Here is a 16,097-nt window from a genome sequence, read left to right on the forward strand (position 1 = left end):
TCAATCGTGGCTGTCAAAGTCGTCCCCCTTCGCTCGCCTCAGATTGTTCAATCTCCAACCCAACGAATTCTTCGCCGAGGTAGGCGCGGATGACATCCGGGTTCGTCTGGATGTCGTGAGGGGTGCCCTCGGCGATTTTCTTTCCGAAGTCGATGACCATGACCCGGTCGGCGATGTCCATCACGAGGCCCATGTCATGCTCAACGAGAATCATCGTGATTTGGAGTTCCTCCTGAATGTCGAGGATGAACCGAGCCGTGTCCTCGGTCTCTTCGAGGTTCATGCCTGCCACCGGTTCGTCGAGGAGCAGGATTCGCGGATCCATCGCCAGGGCTCGACCGAGTTCGACCCGTTTCTGAATGCCGTACGGGAGCATGCCAACCAGGCTCTTGCGATATTGGGCGATCTCCAAGAAATCGATGATCTCCTCGGCCCGTCGGCGATGCACGGTCTCTTCTCGCTTGGCTTTCCCTGCGTAGATGGCCGCTGACAGGATCCCGGCGCGCATATGCAGGTTCCGGCCGAGAAGAATATTGTCGAGGGTGGTCAAGTTCGAAAAGAGCTCGATGTTTTGAAACATGCGCGCCACCCCGAGTCCGGCGATCTTGTCCGGTTTCATGGCGAGCAAGCTGGTCCCATCGAGGGCAATGGACCCCTCCTGCGGTCGATAGACCCCGTTCAGGCAGTTGAAAATCGACGTCTTTCCTGCACCATTCGGGCCGATGATCGCAAACAGCTCACCTTCGTTGACCTCAAAGCTGACCCCGTCCACGGCGATCACACCGGCGAACGACAACCGAACATCATCGAATACGAGAAGTGGGGTGCTCACGACAGCCATCGCTTCCGGCGTTTGTAGTGCTTGACGTCCCGGAACGACTTTCGTTCTTCGCCGCCGGAATGAAGGCCGAGATAGAACTCCTGGACGTCTTCGTCCTTCATGAGTTCGGCGGCCGGCTTATCCATGACGATCTTGCCGGTTTCCATGATGTAGCCGTGTTGGGCGATCGACAGCGCCATCGTGGCGTTCTGCTCGACCAGGAGAATGCTGGTGCCGTGTTTGTTGATGTCGACGATGAGGTCACGGATTCGTTGGACAAGAATCGGTGCGAGGCCCAGGCTGGGCTCATCGAGGATCAGGTAGCGAGGGTTGGACATCATCGCCCTGCCCATGGCAAGCATCTGTTGCTCGCCACCCGAGAGGTACCCTGCCGTGGATTTCCTCCGATCGGCCAAAATGGGAAACAACTCATAAACCCGATCCATCTGCCCTGAAAGATCACCCCTGGTGGTGTGGGCCCCGACCCGGAGGTTCTCCTCGACAGTGAACTCGCCGAACACCCGCCGACCTTCCAACACCTGTGTTACACCCCGCCCGACGATTGCGGCAGCCGATGCCTTGTGGATCGGAGTGCCGTCGAGACTGATCTCGCCCTTGGTGATGTCGCCGTCGTGAACGTCGAGCAGCCCGGAGATTGCTCGCAAGACGGTCGTCTTGCCGGCGCCGTTGGCGCCGAGGAGAGCCACGATCTGGCCATCGGGAACCTGAAATGAAACGCCGCGCAGCACGAGAATGACGTCGTGATATACGACCTCCAAGTTCGCGACTTCAAGCAATCCCGGCTCCTCCGTCAATCGCTAGCACCCGCCATGGTAGGCGACTCACTTGTCCGATCAGAGGGTTGAGCGTCAAATTTCTACGTCGGGCTTGGCGCGGCTAGAGCCGATTCCCTCAGGCGCCTTCCACCCATTCGGCTCCCCCCGGCCAGTGCTCTTTCTTCCAGATGGGAGCTCGCTTCTTGAGCTCGTCAATGATGTAACGCGCCGCGTCAAAGGCTTCTCCTCGGTGAACCGAAGAAACCGCCACGAGCACTGACACCCCCCGCACGCCAACTACCCCGGTTCGGTGTTCGGCGACGATATGGAGGAGGTCCCACTCCCGGCGAGCCTCCTCGACGATCCTCTGTATCTTTCCGACCACCTGCTCGGCATAGGCTTCGTACTCAAGACGATCGATGTCGTTCTTCCCGGGTGAATGGTTTCGAACCGTCCCGGAGAACAGAACGGTCGCCCCGGCCCGGTCATCAGCCACCTCGGCGTACACCGCCGCGGGGTCGAGTGGCTCGGCAGAAAGACCAACACGGGTTCGAAGCGTTTCATCGTTCATACAATGATCATATGCCAGATGAGCCGTCCGACGATCTTCCAATGCCCGATCCATTCTCGGGTCGGTCCGGTGACACCCCGCCCCCGTCGCCCACCAACCAAGCCGGAGAGAGGTCCGAGCCGGACCCAACGCCGCCGCCCGGCCAGGGAGCCAGCACCCATCGCCAGCCGAGTTCACCCCGTCGCTGGCCGAAGTGGGCAGGCTGGTTGAGCGCTCTCCTGGTACTCGGGATCGGCACATCAGTAGCGTTTACGCAACTGCGCGCGCCCGTCCCGGTGGCCAATCCGGTTACAACTACGACACTCCCGCCGCCTCCGGAAACCACCATCGCCGCCGTCCCGGCTCCATTCGCGGTAACCATCGAGGTCACTGGCGACGTGAGTGACGAGATCGGATTCGGTTCGGGAATCGCCATCAACGACGGAACGTACATTCTCACCAACTCTCATGTCGTCGAGACCGCCGAGTCGATCAATGTGATCGACGACGAACAGAACCGACACATGGCGACCGTGGTCGGCACCGATGCTGTTACGAATCTGGCGGTACTTCGGATTGACGGGTCGCCGCTCGTTGTGATGGGCGAACCCTCAGAGGAACCACTCACCATCGGCTCGATTGTCACTACCGTTCTGGGTTTTTCGGATCGAGCAACCGTGATCGGGACAGCTCAGAGGCTCAACATCAACGACACCTGGCGGCTATATGACCTCATTGAGCTCGATCATGGGTTCCCCACCGAGATGACCGGCGGACCTCTTCTCGACCTTGACCAACGGGTAGCCGGCGTCCTCACCATCGTGGCGGAGGTCAACGGACCCGGGTATGCCATCCCGATAGCGACCGGCCTCGCCATCGCTGACGAGCTGATCGCGAGTGGTCAGGTCCCCCACGGGTACCTGGGACTGCAAGGCATCGACTCCTTACTCGGTGGTGTCGAGGTTTTCGCGTTACCCGCCGGTTCACCGCTGCGAGCTGGCGGCGCCCGCGAAGGGGACGTCATCGTCGGCATCGACGCAAACGAAATTACGTCAACAGCCGAACTAGTAGCGCTGCTACGGACCTATCGTGAAGGTGACAACGTCACAGTTGACATTCTGCGAGAGTTCGAAACGATCGCAATCGAAGTGACCCTTGACCGCCATCCGGAATCGTGATTGCACATGGCAGATGACATCTTTTCCCAACTTATCGAACTGTTCAACCAGCCGGGCCCGGTGAATTGGAAATTGGCCCGGGAGGTCGCCGTTCAATTAGCCGGTGACCGGGAGCCGATCGACCCCTGGTTGGCTGATGAGTACATCGAACTGGGCCGACTCGCCCAACTTCAGATCCAAGCCGCCACTCACCTCCGGGCGCCCGACTCACTCGATGTCGTTCCGACCGACCGCCACGACTGGGCAACTCAGCGACTGCAAGCGTTCTCATACCTCGTCGAGCCGCTCGCCAGCCAGTACGACGACCTCGGCGGCGGTTCGGATCCGATGAGTCAGTTGCTCAAACCACTCGGCCCTGCACTACTCGGCATGCAGATCGGGTCAACGATCGGATTCCTTGCACACCGGGCGATCGGCCAGTTCGATATCGGCCTACCGGCCAACCCGGCGGGGGCCCGTTATGTCATCGTCGACAACGTCGAAGATTTCGCCTCGGACTACCAACTGGAACCTCGGCAGGTCCGATTGTGGGTGGCCCTGCGAAACGGTATCCACGACGCGGCCTTCGCAGGGCCTTGGTTACGGCAATACGTCATCGACCTGGTTGAGGAGCACCTGGCCGGTGTCACCTTCGACACATCCCATCTCATGGAGACGCTGCAAAATCTGAGCGATCCGAACAACATCCAGCAGATGATGGCCGACGCAGATGGCCTCAGTGGCTTTCTCTCCCCAACCTCGACATCAGAAGCTCAGGCAAAGGCCCGGGCGGCGATCGGGTTCGTGAGCGGGTATGCCGACCATGTCTTGGGGGCTGCGGCGGGCAGCCTGATCCCTGACCGCGGCGCGATCGAGACCGCCCACCGCGTCAAACAATCTGAACCTGGAATCCCTGAACAGCTACTGACCAGACTCATCGGCATCGAACTCACCGAAGAACTCCACCAGGAAGGCGTCGAGTTCTGTGATGAGGTCGGCCGGCGGTGGGGATCCGAAGCTCTCGAAAGCGTCTGGGAAGAGCCAGCCAACCTCCCGATCGGCGAAGAACTAAGCGATCAGGTCGCCTGGGCCGCCCGGGTCTTGTTGCCAGACTTCTAGGAACATCGCTACATTCGCCGGCGCACCAGAAATCAACAGAATCGGACCCGACACGACCGCCGAGATTGGGAACCCAGCACCGGACTTTGAACTGGTCGACCAGACCCGGTCGCTCGTATCACTTGAATCGCTGCTCGGTAAAAAGGCCCTGATCAAGTTCATTCCTTTCCCCTTCACAGCTGTCTGTGAGGACGAGGTGTGTGAAGTACGTGACAACCTCTCCTCCCTCACCGACCTTGATACCAATATCGTTGTCATCACCTGTGACCCGATGCCGTCCAATGCAAGATGGGCGGCCGAACTCGGCGTTTCCTTCCCGATCCTGTCGGACTTCTGGCCGCATGGGGCCGTGGCACAGGCGTACGGATGTTTCAACGAGGCGATCGGCGTTGCCATGCGTTCAACGTACGTCCTCGACGCCGACGGGATTGTTCGAGACATCGTTGCTACGCCAATCCTGAGAGAAGCTCGCTCGATGGCGGCGTACCACGAAAGTCTGTTGTCCATCTGACCGACCGTCCTAACGGTTAGCCGAACAGACCGTCCCAGAGTCGCTCGAAGAATCCCCGACTGTCGGGGTCAGCGAGTTCAGACAACACCCTGACTTGCACATCGACCGGCAACTCACCGACGAGCACGTACCCACCGAGGTCGCTGTGCCATGCGTACACGGCTCGACCCAACTCGAAAATTCGCTGGTACTCGTGGCCTTCGATAATTACCCGTGGCTGATCGTCCAGTTCTGGTATCGAGATCGGCCGACTCGAATTGGTGAGCTGAAACGTGAATAACCCGTCACCGTAGAAGGCCGACGACAGGTCCGATTCAGACCCGCCCCGCACCTGCAATCGCTTGAACCCGGCCAGCTGGAGCGGAAGCGTCCGATCAACATCGTCAGCCTGAACGGCACCAACAGGCTCGTGGCCATCGACCGTCGACACCCCCCGGGCTGGACCTGGCGTTCCAAGATTGAACTCGATAAACCGCGTCGTGCAATAAGTCGAACCGTCACTATTGAAAATTTCAGACATCAGGAGGACGCTGGATTCGACATCGAACGACAATCGGACTCGAAGCGTGTCACCGTCGAGCACCTCGATGACCTCGACGGGACGGCCCAGAACTTCTCCTTCAGCGGATAGCCCGATTTCATACTGAGAACCGAGACCGGTCGAAAGGGCACCGGCTTTCGCAGCCCGGATCGTCCCGGCCGGGTCGACGGTGACGGTGATCCCGAGGTCATTCTGCCCGACGTCGAATAATTCTGAGTGCCGCCCATCTGACTGATTACATACGACCGATTGTTCGCCCGAATAGGCAACGCCCGCACTGTCGCCCAGGCGGTCGGTCAATTCGTTGGCCATCGCCGCCGTCGCCGATCCGACCGTCGCAGCCAGAACCATGAAAACCATTACCAGCGACCGACCGATCATTGCCCGCCCCCGGCCTGGACGACACCGACGACCGGGAGGACCCCACCGTCGATCAGGGTCTGCTGTTCGTACTGGATTGAAACCTCGCGCAGTGAAAGCCCGACGGGGTCGGGCGCCGTGGCCGTCGCCGCCACGATGAAGATCATGACGGCTGCCGCGGCTGCACCCACCCAGGTGAGTGGCCGCCTGGCCAGAGGAACCACGTTTGGCACGAGTCCGAGATCGATCCGGATTGACTCGGGCATCTCCAGGACCGGGAGGGAGCGAAGCAGGGACCGAGCAGCATGGAGGTCTTCCATCTCCCGTTGACAAGCCTGACAGCTACCCAGGTGGGCCACGAGTTTGGCGGCCTCCTGCTCGGTGGTCTCCCCGTCAAGGTATGCGGAAGCAAGTTCGCCAAGATGGATCATGTCAATGCTTCCCGCATCATCTTGCGCCCCCGGTGAATCCGACTTCGGACCGTCCCGACCGGTGCGGCCACGGCCCGGGCGATCTCGTCGTACGAGAGACCGACCACATCGCACAGCACGACCGCCTCGCGAAAGTCATACGGGAGACCGAGCAGGGCCTTCTGGACATCGTCTCCGAGTCTGATCGAGGCGAGCACCTCGTCAGGGGCCGGGGTCGAACCAAGATTGGTCCGGTCGAAGTCGTCGGGCAGGGAGGTGGTCGGTCGCCGCTTCTTGCGACGAACATCGTCCAGGAATGCGTTGCGGGTGATCCGCCACAGCCAGCCCTCAAAGGAGCCGGGCGTGTAATTGGCGAGGCCTCGCTCGACGCGCAGCAGCACATCTTGCGCCAGGTCTTTGGCGTCGTCGGGATTGCCGGTGAGGCGATACGCGAAGTTGTAGATCTTGCGCCCATGTGTTCTGGCAACGTCTTCCCACGAGAGTGGCACGCCGTCTATCACGGCTCATACCTCTCAACGGAGCGCGACGCGCAAGAGTTCCCGAATGAAGGGAGAAATTGTGTGCGGCCCAAGGCCAACTGGTAGAGGAGGTTAGGACTCTGGTGTGGAAGAATCGCTTGGCTTGGCGCTTTCGTCTGACTTGGCGCCTTCTTCGATACCCTTGCGGAATTCCTTGGTCGAGGCGCCCAACGAGCGAGCCAGATCAGGGAGCTTGCGGGCACCGAAGAGCAGGAGAACCACGATGAGAATGACGATCCATTCTCCGCCTTTTGGAATACCCATGCTGATGTCCTTTCGTCTCGCATAGCCTAGCTGCCTCCGGCGGCCTAGATGCAATGCCATCAACATGGCTCTTCCAAGCTAGGACGTAGCGAACCGCCAGATCGGTTCCCGGATTCTCTTTCGGAGGTCTAGTTCAGGGCGAGAGCGTCAATGAACTTCTGAAGACGTTCACGAGTTACGAACTGGATACGCGGTTCAGCCTTTTCCATCTGATATACGCTGAACGGTCCGTATTTGTCCGAGACCAGTAGGCCACGGTCGGCTCTCGAAGATAGAAAGTCAACCAGAAAGGTTCGCATGTCTTTCTCGTCTAGCTCCGGAGAATCATCGGCCTCGTGGGATACCTGACGGACAAACGTGACAGACCCGCCTTTGTCGGCGGTGTAGGTATCAGGTATGCCCCCGTCGACGACGGCATACCCAAACAACCTCAGCAGACCGGCCACCAGTTGACCCGAGTCCATCTCAGCCGGATCGATTCCCTGACCGCGTAAGCCAACTTCAACCGCCTTTGGGATACGAAGCTCGCCGCCAATCGGACCAAGCGTGTCCGAGCGGGACTTCGTAACGGTGGAGGGCACTTCGCTGTCACCCTCGAACTGTGCATCAATCGGGTCGAATCCCACGTGCCCGAGGTGGAGTTGTGGGGCGGCCACGAGCGGTGGAGGAAGCTCTCCTCGCGTCGGTAGCTCCATCGTACCGACCTTGATCGGATCGCCGCCGCGACCTGCAAAGGCGGTCACTTTGCTGACTTGAGTGATGGGAAGGGTGTGTTGCTTCTCGCGCACAACCTCAAGCGCTTCGGCGACCAGGAGTTCTTGCATGACCTCATCGGCGCCGCCCGCCGGCAGGGGCACGTCGAACGTCACCTCGGCAACATCATCACGAACATGGAAAGCAACCACCGTCGGGCGGGGCCGCTCATGGACAACGATGTCGCGGTCTTTGGAACCGGCCTTGGAACGAACCGGCATCCCGGCGTCTTTGAGAGCGGCTTTGCGAGCTTCGGAACTACGCCTGAGCAGAAACCACACCACCAGCAGGGCAAAGGCAAAAATCAACGTCGGCGTCAGCAACTCCACAGGTTCCTCCATTTGACTGCGTGTGGTCAGTCTAGAGGCCCTCCCCGAGGGCCTGGTTACAGCGCGATAAGAAGGCTAGGAGGCCCTACGAATTCGAGCTGCGATGGACCGTTCTTTTCGAATCTTGCGACGTTCGCGTTCGGAAAGGCCACCCCAAATACCAAACTTCTCCGACTGCGTGATGGCGAACTCGAGACACTCGGTTTGGACGTCGCACGCGTTGCAGATCGCTTTGGCTTTTCGGGTAGATGCGCCTCGCTCGGGGAAGAACAAGTCGGCGTCTGCCCCACGGCAGTTTGAATAGTCCTGCCAGGACAGATCGTCGACTGCGAGCGCGTCAATCAATGTTCGATGCAAAGGTAAACCCCTAAACCTTGTAATTACACCGATGTGATTGTGCATGGTCCCGCGCGACATGTCAAGACGGATTCTCTCAAACGGCCGCTACCGTTCTAGAGTTTTGCGGGCAGTCAACAAATCGCGACGCAAAGCGCCCCCCAATCCCATCGGGTGTTGTAGGTTTGACGCCGAGCTTCACCTAGGAGGACCCAGTGGCCGTAACCGATTCTCCCGCTAGGAGTCGCCGGAGCTATTGGCTCCTCGACTTATATGGATCGGGGGTCGGAAAGAAGTGGGCCATGGCCCTTTCTGGAATCGTGCTCCTCGGATTTGTGGTGGCCCACATGATCGGAAACCTGCACATGTACCAGGGTGCGGCCGAGATGAATGAATACGGCGAGTACCTGCGTGAGATTGGGGCACCGATCATCCCCCACACCGTGTTTCTCTGGCTGATCCGCCTCCCCCTGGCTGCGGCCTTCGTCATCCACATTCATGCGGCCTACGCCCTGACCGTCACCAATCACCACGCCACCATCGACAAGTACAAACAACCGAGGGAGTGGCTGGCTGCCAGCTATGCGTCACGTACGATGCGGTATTCAGGCGTGATCGTTCTTCTGTTCGTTGCCTGGCATTTGGCCGACCTCACCCTCGGATGGCTCAACCCTGACTTCATCCCAGGCGCGCCGTACGAGAACGCCGTGGTGAGCCTTTCGAACGTTGGAATCGGGATCCTTTACATCATCGCCAACATCGCGCTTGGCATGCACATCTTCCATGGCGCCTGGAGCTTGTTCCAGTCGATCGGAGTGAATAACCCCCGGTTCAATCAATGGCGCAGATGGCTGGCACAAGGCCTCGCCACCCTCATCGTCATTGGCAACATCAGCTTTCCGGTCATGATCATGACCGGCCAGGTCAGCTAGAGGAGCCCCGACCATGCCCTTGGAACTCGACTCGAAAGTTCCCGACGGTGACATCGACACCATGTGGGAGAACCACAAGTTCGACATGAAACTGGTGAACCCGAACAACAAACGCAAGTTCAACATCATCGTCGTAGGGACCGGTCTGGCCGGCGCCTCGGCGGCTGCTTCGTTGGCCGAGCTTGGCTACAACGTCAAGGCATTCACCTATCACGACTCCCCCCGTCGGGCCCACTCGATTGCCGCCCAGGGTGGCATCAATGCGGCCAAGAACTACCACGGTGACGGTGACTCCGTGTTCCGCTTGTTCTATGACACGGTCAAGGGAGGTGACTACCGGTCCCGTGAAGAAAACGTGTACCGGCTCGCCGAGGTGAGTTTGAACATCATCGACCAGGCCACTGCCCAGGGAGTGCCGTTTGCCCGCGAGTATGGCGGCAAACTCGATAACCGTTCGTTTGGTGGAGCCCAGGTGTCGCGGACCTTCTATGCCAGGGGCCAGACCGGACAGCAACTTCTGCTCGGCGCCTACCAGTCCCTCGCCAGAGTGGTGGGGTTGGGTCAGGTCGAAATGCACACCCGCACCGAGATGCTCGATGTGGTCGTCAAAGACGGACGGGCGGTCGGCATTGTTACCCGCAACCTGATCACCGGTGAGATCGAATCACATTCGGCTCATGCGGTTGTCCTGGCGACCGGGGGCTACTCCAACGTCTACTACCTGTCGACCAACGCCATGGCCTGCAACGCAACTGCCATCTGGCGAGCTCATCGGCGCGGGGCGGCTTTCGCCAACCCGTGTTACACCCAGATTCATCCGACGTGCATTCCGTCGGCCGAAGAGTTCCAGTCCAAGCTAACGCTTATGTCCGAATCGTTGCGCAACGACGGTCGCATCTGGGTCTCCAAGAAGGCCGGCGACACCCGCAAGGCAAAAGAGATTCCAGAAGACGAGCGGGACTACTACCTCGAGCGCCGCTACCCGGCGTTCGGCAACCTGGTGCCCCGCGACGTTGCATCTCGCAATGCCGAATCGATGATCAACGAGGGCAAAGGGGTGGGGCCGCTCAAGAACGGCGTGTATCTCGATTTCGCCGACCCGATCAAGCGTCTCGGGGAAGACACCATCCGGGAACGCTACGGCAACCTGTTCGAGATGTACCACCGCATCACCGATGAAAACCCATACGAGACTCCGATGCGCATCTACCCAGCTCCGCACTACACGATGGGCGGCCTGTGGGTGGACTATCACCTGATGACCAACATTCCCGGTCTCTATGCCATCGGCGAGGCCAACTTCTCAGATCACGGTGCCAACCGCCTGGGCGCCTCGGCACTCATGCAGGGACTGGCGGACGGATACTTCGTGCTGCCATACACGATCAGCGATTACCTGGCGGGCATGCTCGGCGACCCGGTTGTCCCGACGGATGATCCGGCTTTCACGGAAATCGAGGCAGAAGTCGCCGACCGAACCAACCATTGGCTCTCGATCAAAGGCACTCGCTCGGCCGACTACTTCCATCGGGAACTCGGCAAGATCATGATTGCCCACTGTGGCATGTCCCGCAACGAAGCCGGTCTCAAGCAGGCACTCATCGAGATTCCGGCGCTCTATGAGGAGTTCAAGAAGGACGTGAAGGTGCTCGGCAGCGCCGAGACCTTCAACCAGTCGCTCGAGAACGTCCAACGGGTCGATGACTATTTCCAGCTTGCCGAACTGATGTGCCTGGATGCTCTCGAACGAGCCGAATCATGTGGTGGTCATTACCGGGAGGAGTCCCAGACCGAAGACGGCGAAGCGTTGCGCAACGACGACGACTTCGCCTACGTCGCCGCCTGGGGCTGGACCGGTGATCCCGGCAAAGCCGATCTCACCAAAGAACCGCTCGAGTTCAAATACGTGAAACTATCACAGAGGAGCTACAAGTAATGGACCTCACGCTTCAGGTATGGCGCCAGTCAGGACCAAACGCCCCCGGGCGGCTTGTGGAGTATCCAGCCAAGGACATCAGCCCCGACATGTCGTTCCTCGAAATGCTCGACATCGTCAACGAGGGTCTCAATACCCAGGGGATCGAACCAATCAGCTTTGACCACGACTGCCGTGAGGGAATCTGCGGCATGTGCGGGCTCATGATCAATGGCCTGGCTCACGGTCCGCAGCTCGGGACCGCAACCTGCCAGCTCCACATGCGAAAGTTCAAGGATGGCGACACGATTGTCATCGAGCCATGGAAGGCAACCGGGTTCCCGATCGTGCGCGACCTGGCCGTGGACCGGAGCACCTTCGATCGGATCATCGAAGCCGGAGGTTTCATCACGGTACCGACCGGATCGGCCTCGGAAGCCAACCTGACCCTGGTTCCCAAAGAAGTTGCCGAGTGGTCGATGGATGCAGCGGCCTGCATCGGATGTGGCGCTTGCGTGGCTGCCTGCCCCAACTCTGCCGCGCAGCTGTTCACAGCCGCCAAGATCGCTCACCTCTCGCTGCTCCCCCAGGGTCAGCCAGAGCGCTGGACCAGGGTGGAGGCGATGGTCGACAAGATGGAAGAGTTCTTCGGCTCCTGCACGAACACTGGCGAGTGCGAAACGGCCTGCCCGAAGGAAATCTCGATTGATTTCATCGCCCTCATGAACAAGGACTACATGAAGGCCAAGTTCAAGAATCGACGCTTGGTCTCTCAGACCGGCTGATCGCTCGGGGCCGCCTGGGCTGCTGGCAGATTTTGCCTATGTAACAGTTGGCCGGCTGCGTCCACTGATTTGATAGAAACCGCTTGAGGAAACTGGCAGATTGCCGATTATTTGAGTATTGGTTAAGCCACAAGCTGCGACTACTCTGCGTAGCGCTGGGCCGGACGTATGGAACCGATGGCGGTACCGACTCCGGCTGATGTCGGAACAGGGACGGACGGAATAGGGGGAGCGCTGTCAAGGCGCTGGACGGATGAGAACACTTTTGAAGAAACTTCGTAACCGTGGCAAAGACGAACGCGGCGCCGCCCTCGTCGAGTTTGCAATCATCATGCCTCTCTTACTTACTCTGGTTCTTGGAATCGTGGAATTCGGCTGGCTTCTGTCCAACGACCTCGACATCCGCCATGGAGCCCGGGAAGCCGCCCGGCAAGCCGCTGTCAACGCTGGCTCTGTGGCGACAATGGGGGCCACGACCTGCGATTCGATGAACCTGGCAACCGGCGAAGTTATTACCTTCACACAAATCGGAGGCTCGGGAATTGGCTCAGAGGCTGAGGTAAAGGTCAGACTCGACCCCTTCAACTCCCTGACAAGCTTCTTTGGGGGGCTCATGCCGGCTGACAGGGAACAGGTCGTACGGATCAGACTTGAGCAGCCTGCGACATGGGCGAGTGGAGGAACCTACACATGTCCCTAGCTCGTCTCAAGGACGAACGTGGCGCAACCGCCATTCTGGTGGCCACCATGATGATCTTCCTCCTCGGGATGGCAGCCTTGGCCATTGACGTAGGATTTGGCTTCAACGAACGCCGGCAGGACCAAACCGCCGCCGACGCTGGGGCGCTCGCAGCAGCCGTCGAAGCGAAGGTGCTCGGCAACACGAACGGTGTCGTTACCGAAGCTCTCGACTACGTCCGAGCGAACCTCGACACCACGTACACCAACGCCGAATGGGAGGCCATGTGGCTCGCCTGCACGGACCCCGAAAAGAGCGTTGCTCCTCTGGCTGCCTACAACTTCATCCCTGTAAGTACGCCGACATCATGGACGTCCTCAGGCACGTTGGACTGCATGAGCATCTCGTCGGCCGGGTACTTCCGCGTCAACGTCCCTGACCAAATCGTCGAGACAACTTTCGGCAAGGTGTTAGGAGTCAGCCAACTGACGACGAGCGCTGATGCTATCAGTCGCCTAGCCGGGGTCGGTACGGGCGGCATCCTTCCCTTCGGACTCCCTGCATCCATCGGCGAAGGAAACCACTCCTGTTTGAGCTCGGGACCAAAAGGAAATGCTGAGCCGCCGTGTGATGGCGCCGCGAACGGGAACTTTGGTGTGCTCAAAGCGAGATTGTTCGGCAATACGACCATGGGTACACCACAGAACTGCACAGCATCCCCGCTGGGCCAAGTCCTCGCAGTAAACATTGCTGCGGGCCTTGATCACTGGGTAACACTCGACGGAGACGGCCTCAACAGCAACGAGGTCCGAGATGTATGCGCCAACGAAGGCCAGGGTGTCGACACCCTGAACACGGATACAGGATTCCCAGGCAACGGTGCCGAGGAGGGTCTCGCGACCGGTCCGGTCAACTACGGTTTTGCGCCTCGCCTACAGCAAGGCCCCCCAGGTGACCGCGCCAGCCGATTCGGATACCAGTTGAACGATAAACCGCTGTGGGCTTATCTGGTGGGCGGCCTCCAATCAATCACTCCGGGTCCTACGTTCGTGCCCGCCGCCTGCCTTGGGTTCGACAACGTCACAGAGTCGGACTTCGATTGGGACAGTGACGGAACGCTAGACCGCCCCGAGTCGTGGCAGCACATGGCCACTTGTTTGACTAATTACGTGGCAGGGTCCTACTCCGCTGTCATGTTCACCGAGACCTTGGAGACCAACCCCAGGTTCGCCTATGTACCTCAATTCTATGAAGACGCCCTCGGCAATGGCAGTTCCTGGCTGCACATAAAACGCTTCAAAGCCATTTTCATCCAGGGAACCTGGTGGAAAAAGAGCGGGGCGACCCTGGCTTTTCATCCGGGCGAGATATGTGCTGGATGCAGCGCCAACGGCTACTCGATGCTTCAGCTTTCGGGATTCATCATGCCAGACAATGCTCTCCCGACATCGTTACGCGCTGACCCCCCACCGGGTGGGGGCTTCGGACCCTACGACGACGTCGAACTCTGGCGTTAGCTGGACTGATTAACTCGGGTGCTCTCGCGGTTGCGAAGTTAACCGCTGCTAACCTTGCCGCGGTTCAAGACACCAATGAGGAGAAGCCGGTTATGGCCGTACAGTTTTTGAGTGAAGAGTGGGCGGCTGCCTACAGCGAAGCCCTTGCATCGCATGACGGGTTTCAAGGTGCCATTGCGAGCGCCAACCTGGGTCTGCAGTTCAATGTGAGTGACGCGCCCTCCGGGCCGGTTGGCTACTACATCTCGATTTCGAACGGGTCGGCCAATGTCGCCCTCGGCGAACTCGAAGCTGCCGACGCCACGATCGCTTCCGATTATGAGACAGCTGCTGGCATTTCCAAAGGTGACATGAACACGCAGACCGCCTTTATGACCGGCAAAATCAAGGTCACCGGCAACCTGGCAGTCCTCATGATGAACCAAAACATCATCAGCCAATGGGGCTCCGCCGGCGAATCCCTCGACGTCGCCTACTAACCCACACAAGTACTGGAACCCTGGGTTCAACCCCGGGTTCCAACACCCACTATCGGGCGCTGGGGCCCTCAGAAGAGACAGAAGCACCCGTGTTTTCAACCCTGGGTTGAACCCAGGGTTCACGCGCCCGAAATCGGGAGCTGGGGCCCACAGTATGGGAGGGTCAGGCTGCCGACCTGGCCGCGAGCGCTTTGACGACCTGTTCGGCCACCTCATCCGGTCGATCTTTTACGTCTTCCATCGTGAACCGGATCACGACCCAACCATTGGTCGCGGCTACCCGGTCACGTTGCCGATCCCTATCGAAGTCGTCGACTCGGGTGTGCCAACGACGCGAATCCCACTCGATTGCCAGACGTCGATCGGGAAAGGCCACATCAAAACGCCAGGTCGGCGCGAAGGCCGGAGAATATTGAGTTTCGGACCCACTGATTCCCGCCATGCTCAAAGCGGCGAGGCCCAGACGTTCAAGAGGAGTGGCGTCCGGATCGGTACCTGCCTGGCGTGACTCTACGAGTTCGCGCATGACTGATGTGCCGACTCTGCCGCGACGACCGACATCGAGAAGCACCGTCTCAAGCCGAGCGATGCTCGTACGGCCGCCAGTCACCAAATCGTCGACTATCTGTGCCAACGCCAGTGCACCGACTCGCGACGCAAGGTCGAAGACCGTGCGCTCGAGGTTGGTGACCGAGCACCCGGACAGCCTTGCGACGTGGCTGGTCAACAAGTCATCTGTCCGATGAACGATCACCCCCGGAAACCGATGAGTCGCCGAACGCGGCACCGTAACCGAACATCGGCCGTGGCTGAAGCCGGCAATATTGTGAAGCATCGCAGCCGACTCATGAGACACCACGGATCCAGGAAGAGCCGCGAGCGCTCCTCGCAAAGTCTCAAGTCGGTCGCCGGGTTCAAAGACGCGATACACCCCGTTGGCCACTTTTCGAATATCTCCGACCTCGAGCCGTCGAGAAATCGCAGAGGACGTAAGCCCCAATTCGAGGAGCTGATCACGTCGGACGACCCCACCTTGGCGGGCGGCTAGTTGAGCGAATGCCTGATTCGTTGATGCCATGCGCCATGTTCCGGCATCTCGCGCCAGAAATCTAGAGGGTCGCCACAAACAACCGAGGGCTGGAGCGCCCGATAACGGGCGCTGGAACCCGGGGTTGAACCCTGGGTTCCAGCGTTCACACGGTTAGTCGAACTTGATCGAGTGCAGTTCGTCGACCTTGGCTTTGACGGCTCCGGCTGCATCTACCAGCAGTGCCTTCTCGTCGGCCGTCAAGTCCAACTCAACGACCTCTTCGATGCCCTTGGCA

The 16,097-nt window shown here is 59.5% G+C and carries 20 protein-coding genes; 9 read left to right on the forward strand and 11 right to left on the reverse strand.

Translation table 11 applies throughout. The annotated features are described in order from the left end of the window. Positions 1-13: 13 nt before the first annotated feature. From JJE47_17310 to JJE47_17320, 3 genes are all read right to left on the reverse strand, one after another. Positions 14-841: an ABC transporter ATP-binding protein gene (locus tag JJE47_17310; protein ID MBK5269184.1), complete on the reverse strand. Its 828-nt coding sequence runs from the start codon at positions 839-841 to the stop codon at positions 14-16. After that, complete coding sequence (locus JJE47_17315; protein ID MBK5269185.1) at positions 829-1,617, reverse strand: ABC transporter ATP-binding protein; 789 nt, start codon at positions 1,615-1,617, stop codon at positions 829-831. The genes JJE47_17310 and JJE47_17315 overlap by 13 nt, the downstream gene beginning before the upstream one ends. A 115-nt stretch (positions 1,618-1,732) precedes the next feature. After that, on the reverse strand, positions 1,733-2,167 hold the full coding sequence (locus JJE47_17320) for a molybdenum cofactor biosynthesis protein MoaE (protein MBK5269186.1): 435 nt from the start codon (positions 2,165-2,167) through the stop codon (positions 1,733-1,735). An 11-nt stretch (positions 2,168-2,178) separates the two neighbouring features. Between JJE47_17320 and JJE47_17325 the strand changes: the two genes are divergently transcribed. The 3 genes from JJE47_17325 to JJE47_17335 are packed head-to-tail and all read left to right on the forward strand — an operon-like array spanning position 2,179 to position 4,933. Next, positions 2,179-3,324, forward strand: a complete 1,146-nt coding sequence (locus JJE47_17325) for a trypsin-like peptidase domain-containing protein (protein MBK5269187.1) — start codon at positions 2,179-2,181, stop codon at positions 3,322-3,324. Between the two features lie 6 nt (positions 3,325-3,330). Continuing rightward, entirely contained in the window at positions 3,331-4,422 is a 1,092-nt protein-coding gene (locus tag JJE47_17330) for a zinc-dependent metalloprotease (GenBank protein ID MBK5269188.1), read from the forward strand. Then, positions 4,379-4,933, forward strand: a complete 555-nt coding sequence (locus tag JJE47_17335) for a redoxin domain-containing protein (protein MBK5269189.1) — start codon at positions 4,379-4,381, stop codon at positions 4,931-4,933. The genes JJE47_17330 and JJE47_17335 overlap by 44 nt, the downstream gene beginning before the upstream one ends. A 16-nt stretch (positions 4,934-4,949) precedes the next feature. On the opposite strand, the gene JJE47_17340 is transcribed toward JJE47_17335, so the two are convergent. The 6 genes from JJE47_17340 to JJE47_17365 all read right to left on the reverse strand — a co-directional run bounded on the left by JJE47_17340 (position 4,950) and on the right by JJE47_17365 (position 8,531). After that, positions 4,950-5,834: a hypothetical protein gene (locus tag JJE47_17340; GenBank protein ID MBK5269190.1), complete on the reverse strand. Its 885-nt coding sequence runs from the start codon at positions 5,832-5,834 to the stop codon at positions 4,950-4,952. Between the two features lie 17 nt (positions 5,835-5,851). Beyond that, complete coding sequence (locus JJE47_17345; protein MBK5269191.1) at positions 5,852-6,265, reverse strand: zf-HC2 domain-containing protein; 414 nt, start codon at positions 6,263-6,265, stop codon at positions 5,852-5,854. After that, positions 6,262-6,765 carry a sigma-70 family RNA polymerase sigma factor gene (locus JJE47_17350; protein MBK5269192.1) on the reverse strand — a complete coding sequence of 168 codons (504 nt, stop codon included), beginning with the start codon at positions 6,763-6,765 and terminating at the stop codon, positions 6,262-6,264. Before JJE47_17350 ends, JJE47_17345 begins: the two co-directional genes overlap by 4 nt. Before the next feature lie 90 nt (positions 6,766-6,855). Beyond that, on the reverse strand, positions 6,856-7,041 hold the full coding sequence (tatA, locus tag JJE47_17355) for a twin-arginine translocase TatA/TatE family subunit (protein ID MBK5269193.1): 186 nt from the start codon (positions 7,039-7,041) through the stop codon (positions 6,856-6,858). A 134-nt stretch (positions 7,042-7,175) separates the two neighbouring features. Continuing rightward, positions 7,176-8,129: a hypothetical protein gene (locus JJE47_17360; protein ID MBK5269194.1), complete on the reverse strand. Its 954-nt coding sequence runs from the start codon at positions 8,127-8,129 to the stop codon at positions 7,176-7,178. A gap of 75 nt (positions 8,130-8,204) precedes the next feature. After that, positions 8,205-8,531, reverse strand: a complete 327-nt coding sequence (locus JJE47_17365; protein MBK5269195.1) for a WhiB family transcriptional regulator — start codon at positions 8,529-8,531, stop codon at positions 8,205-8,207. Between the two features lie 149 nt (positions 8,532-8,680). Here JJE47_17365 and JJE47_17370 point away from each other — a divergent pair, with 149 nt between their 5' ends. The 6 genes from JJE47_17370 (at position 8,681) to JJE47_17395 (ending at position 14,772) form a co-directional block, all read left to right on the forward strand. Beyond that, positions 8,681-9,397: a succinate dehydrogenase cytochrome b subunit gene (locus JJE47_17370; protein ID MBK5269196.1), complete on the forward strand. Its 717-nt coding sequence runs from the start codon at positions 8,681-8,683 to the stop codon at positions 9,395-9,397. 13 nt (positions 9,398-9,410) lie between these two features. Further along, on the forward strand, positions 9,411-11,333 hold the full coding sequence (locus tag JJE47_17375) for a fumarate reductase/succinate dehydrogenase flavoprotein subunit (protein ID MBK5269197.1): 1,923 nt from the start codon (positions 9,411-9,413) through the stop codon (positions 11,331-11,333). Further along, a complete protein-coding gene (locus JJE47_17380; GenBank protein MBK5269198.1) occupies positions 11,333-12,097 on the forward strand; it encodes a succinate dehydrogenase/fumarate reductase iron-sulfur subunit in 765 nt (254 codons plus the stop codon). The genes JJE47_17375 and JJE47_17380 overlap by 1 nt, the downstream gene beginning before the upstream one ends. A gap of 253 nt (positions 12,098-12,350) precedes the next feature. After that, a complete protein-coding gene (locus tag JJE47_17385; protein MBK5269199.1) occupies positions 12,351-12,797 on the forward strand; it encodes a pilus assembly protein in 447 nt (148 codons plus the stop codon). Then, complete coding sequence (locus JJE47_17390) at positions 12,788-14,293, forward strand: hypothetical protein (protein MBK5269200.1); 1,506 nt, start codon at positions 12,788-12,790, stop codon at positions 14,291-14,293. Before JJE47_17385 ends, JJE47_17390 begins: the two co-directional genes overlap by 10 nt. 92 nt (positions 14,294-14,385) lie before the next feature. Next, positions 14,386-14,772 carry an SCP2 sterol-binding domain-containing protein gene (locus JJE47_17395; protein ID MBK5269201.1) on the forward strand — a complete coding sequence of 129 codons (387 nt, stop codon included), beginning with the start codon at positions 14,386-14,388 and terminating at the stop codon, positions 14,770-14,772. Between the two features lie 163 nt (positions 14,773-14,935). On the opposite strand, the gene JJE47_17400 is transcribed toward JJE47_17395, so the two are convergent. Continuing rightward, positions 14,936-15,850 (reverse strand): type IV toxin-antitoxin system AbiEi family antitoxin domain-containing protein, encoded by a 915-nt coding sequence (locus JJE47_17400; GenBank protein MBK5269202.1) that lies wholly within the window; start codon positions 15,848-15,850, stop codon positions 14,936-14,938. A gap of 123 nt (positions 15,851-15,973) precedes the next feature. Next, positions 15,974-16,097 (reverse strand): malate dehydrogenase (locus JJE47_17405; protein ID MBK5269203.1); only part of this gene is annotated, 124 nt, incomplete at its 5' end.

The sequence above is a fragment of the Acidimicrobiia bacterium genome (assembly GCA_016650365.1).
In the GTDB taxonomy this organism is placed as follows: domain Bacteria; phylum Actinomycetota; class Acidimicrobiia; order Spongiisociales; family JAENVV01; genus JAENVV01.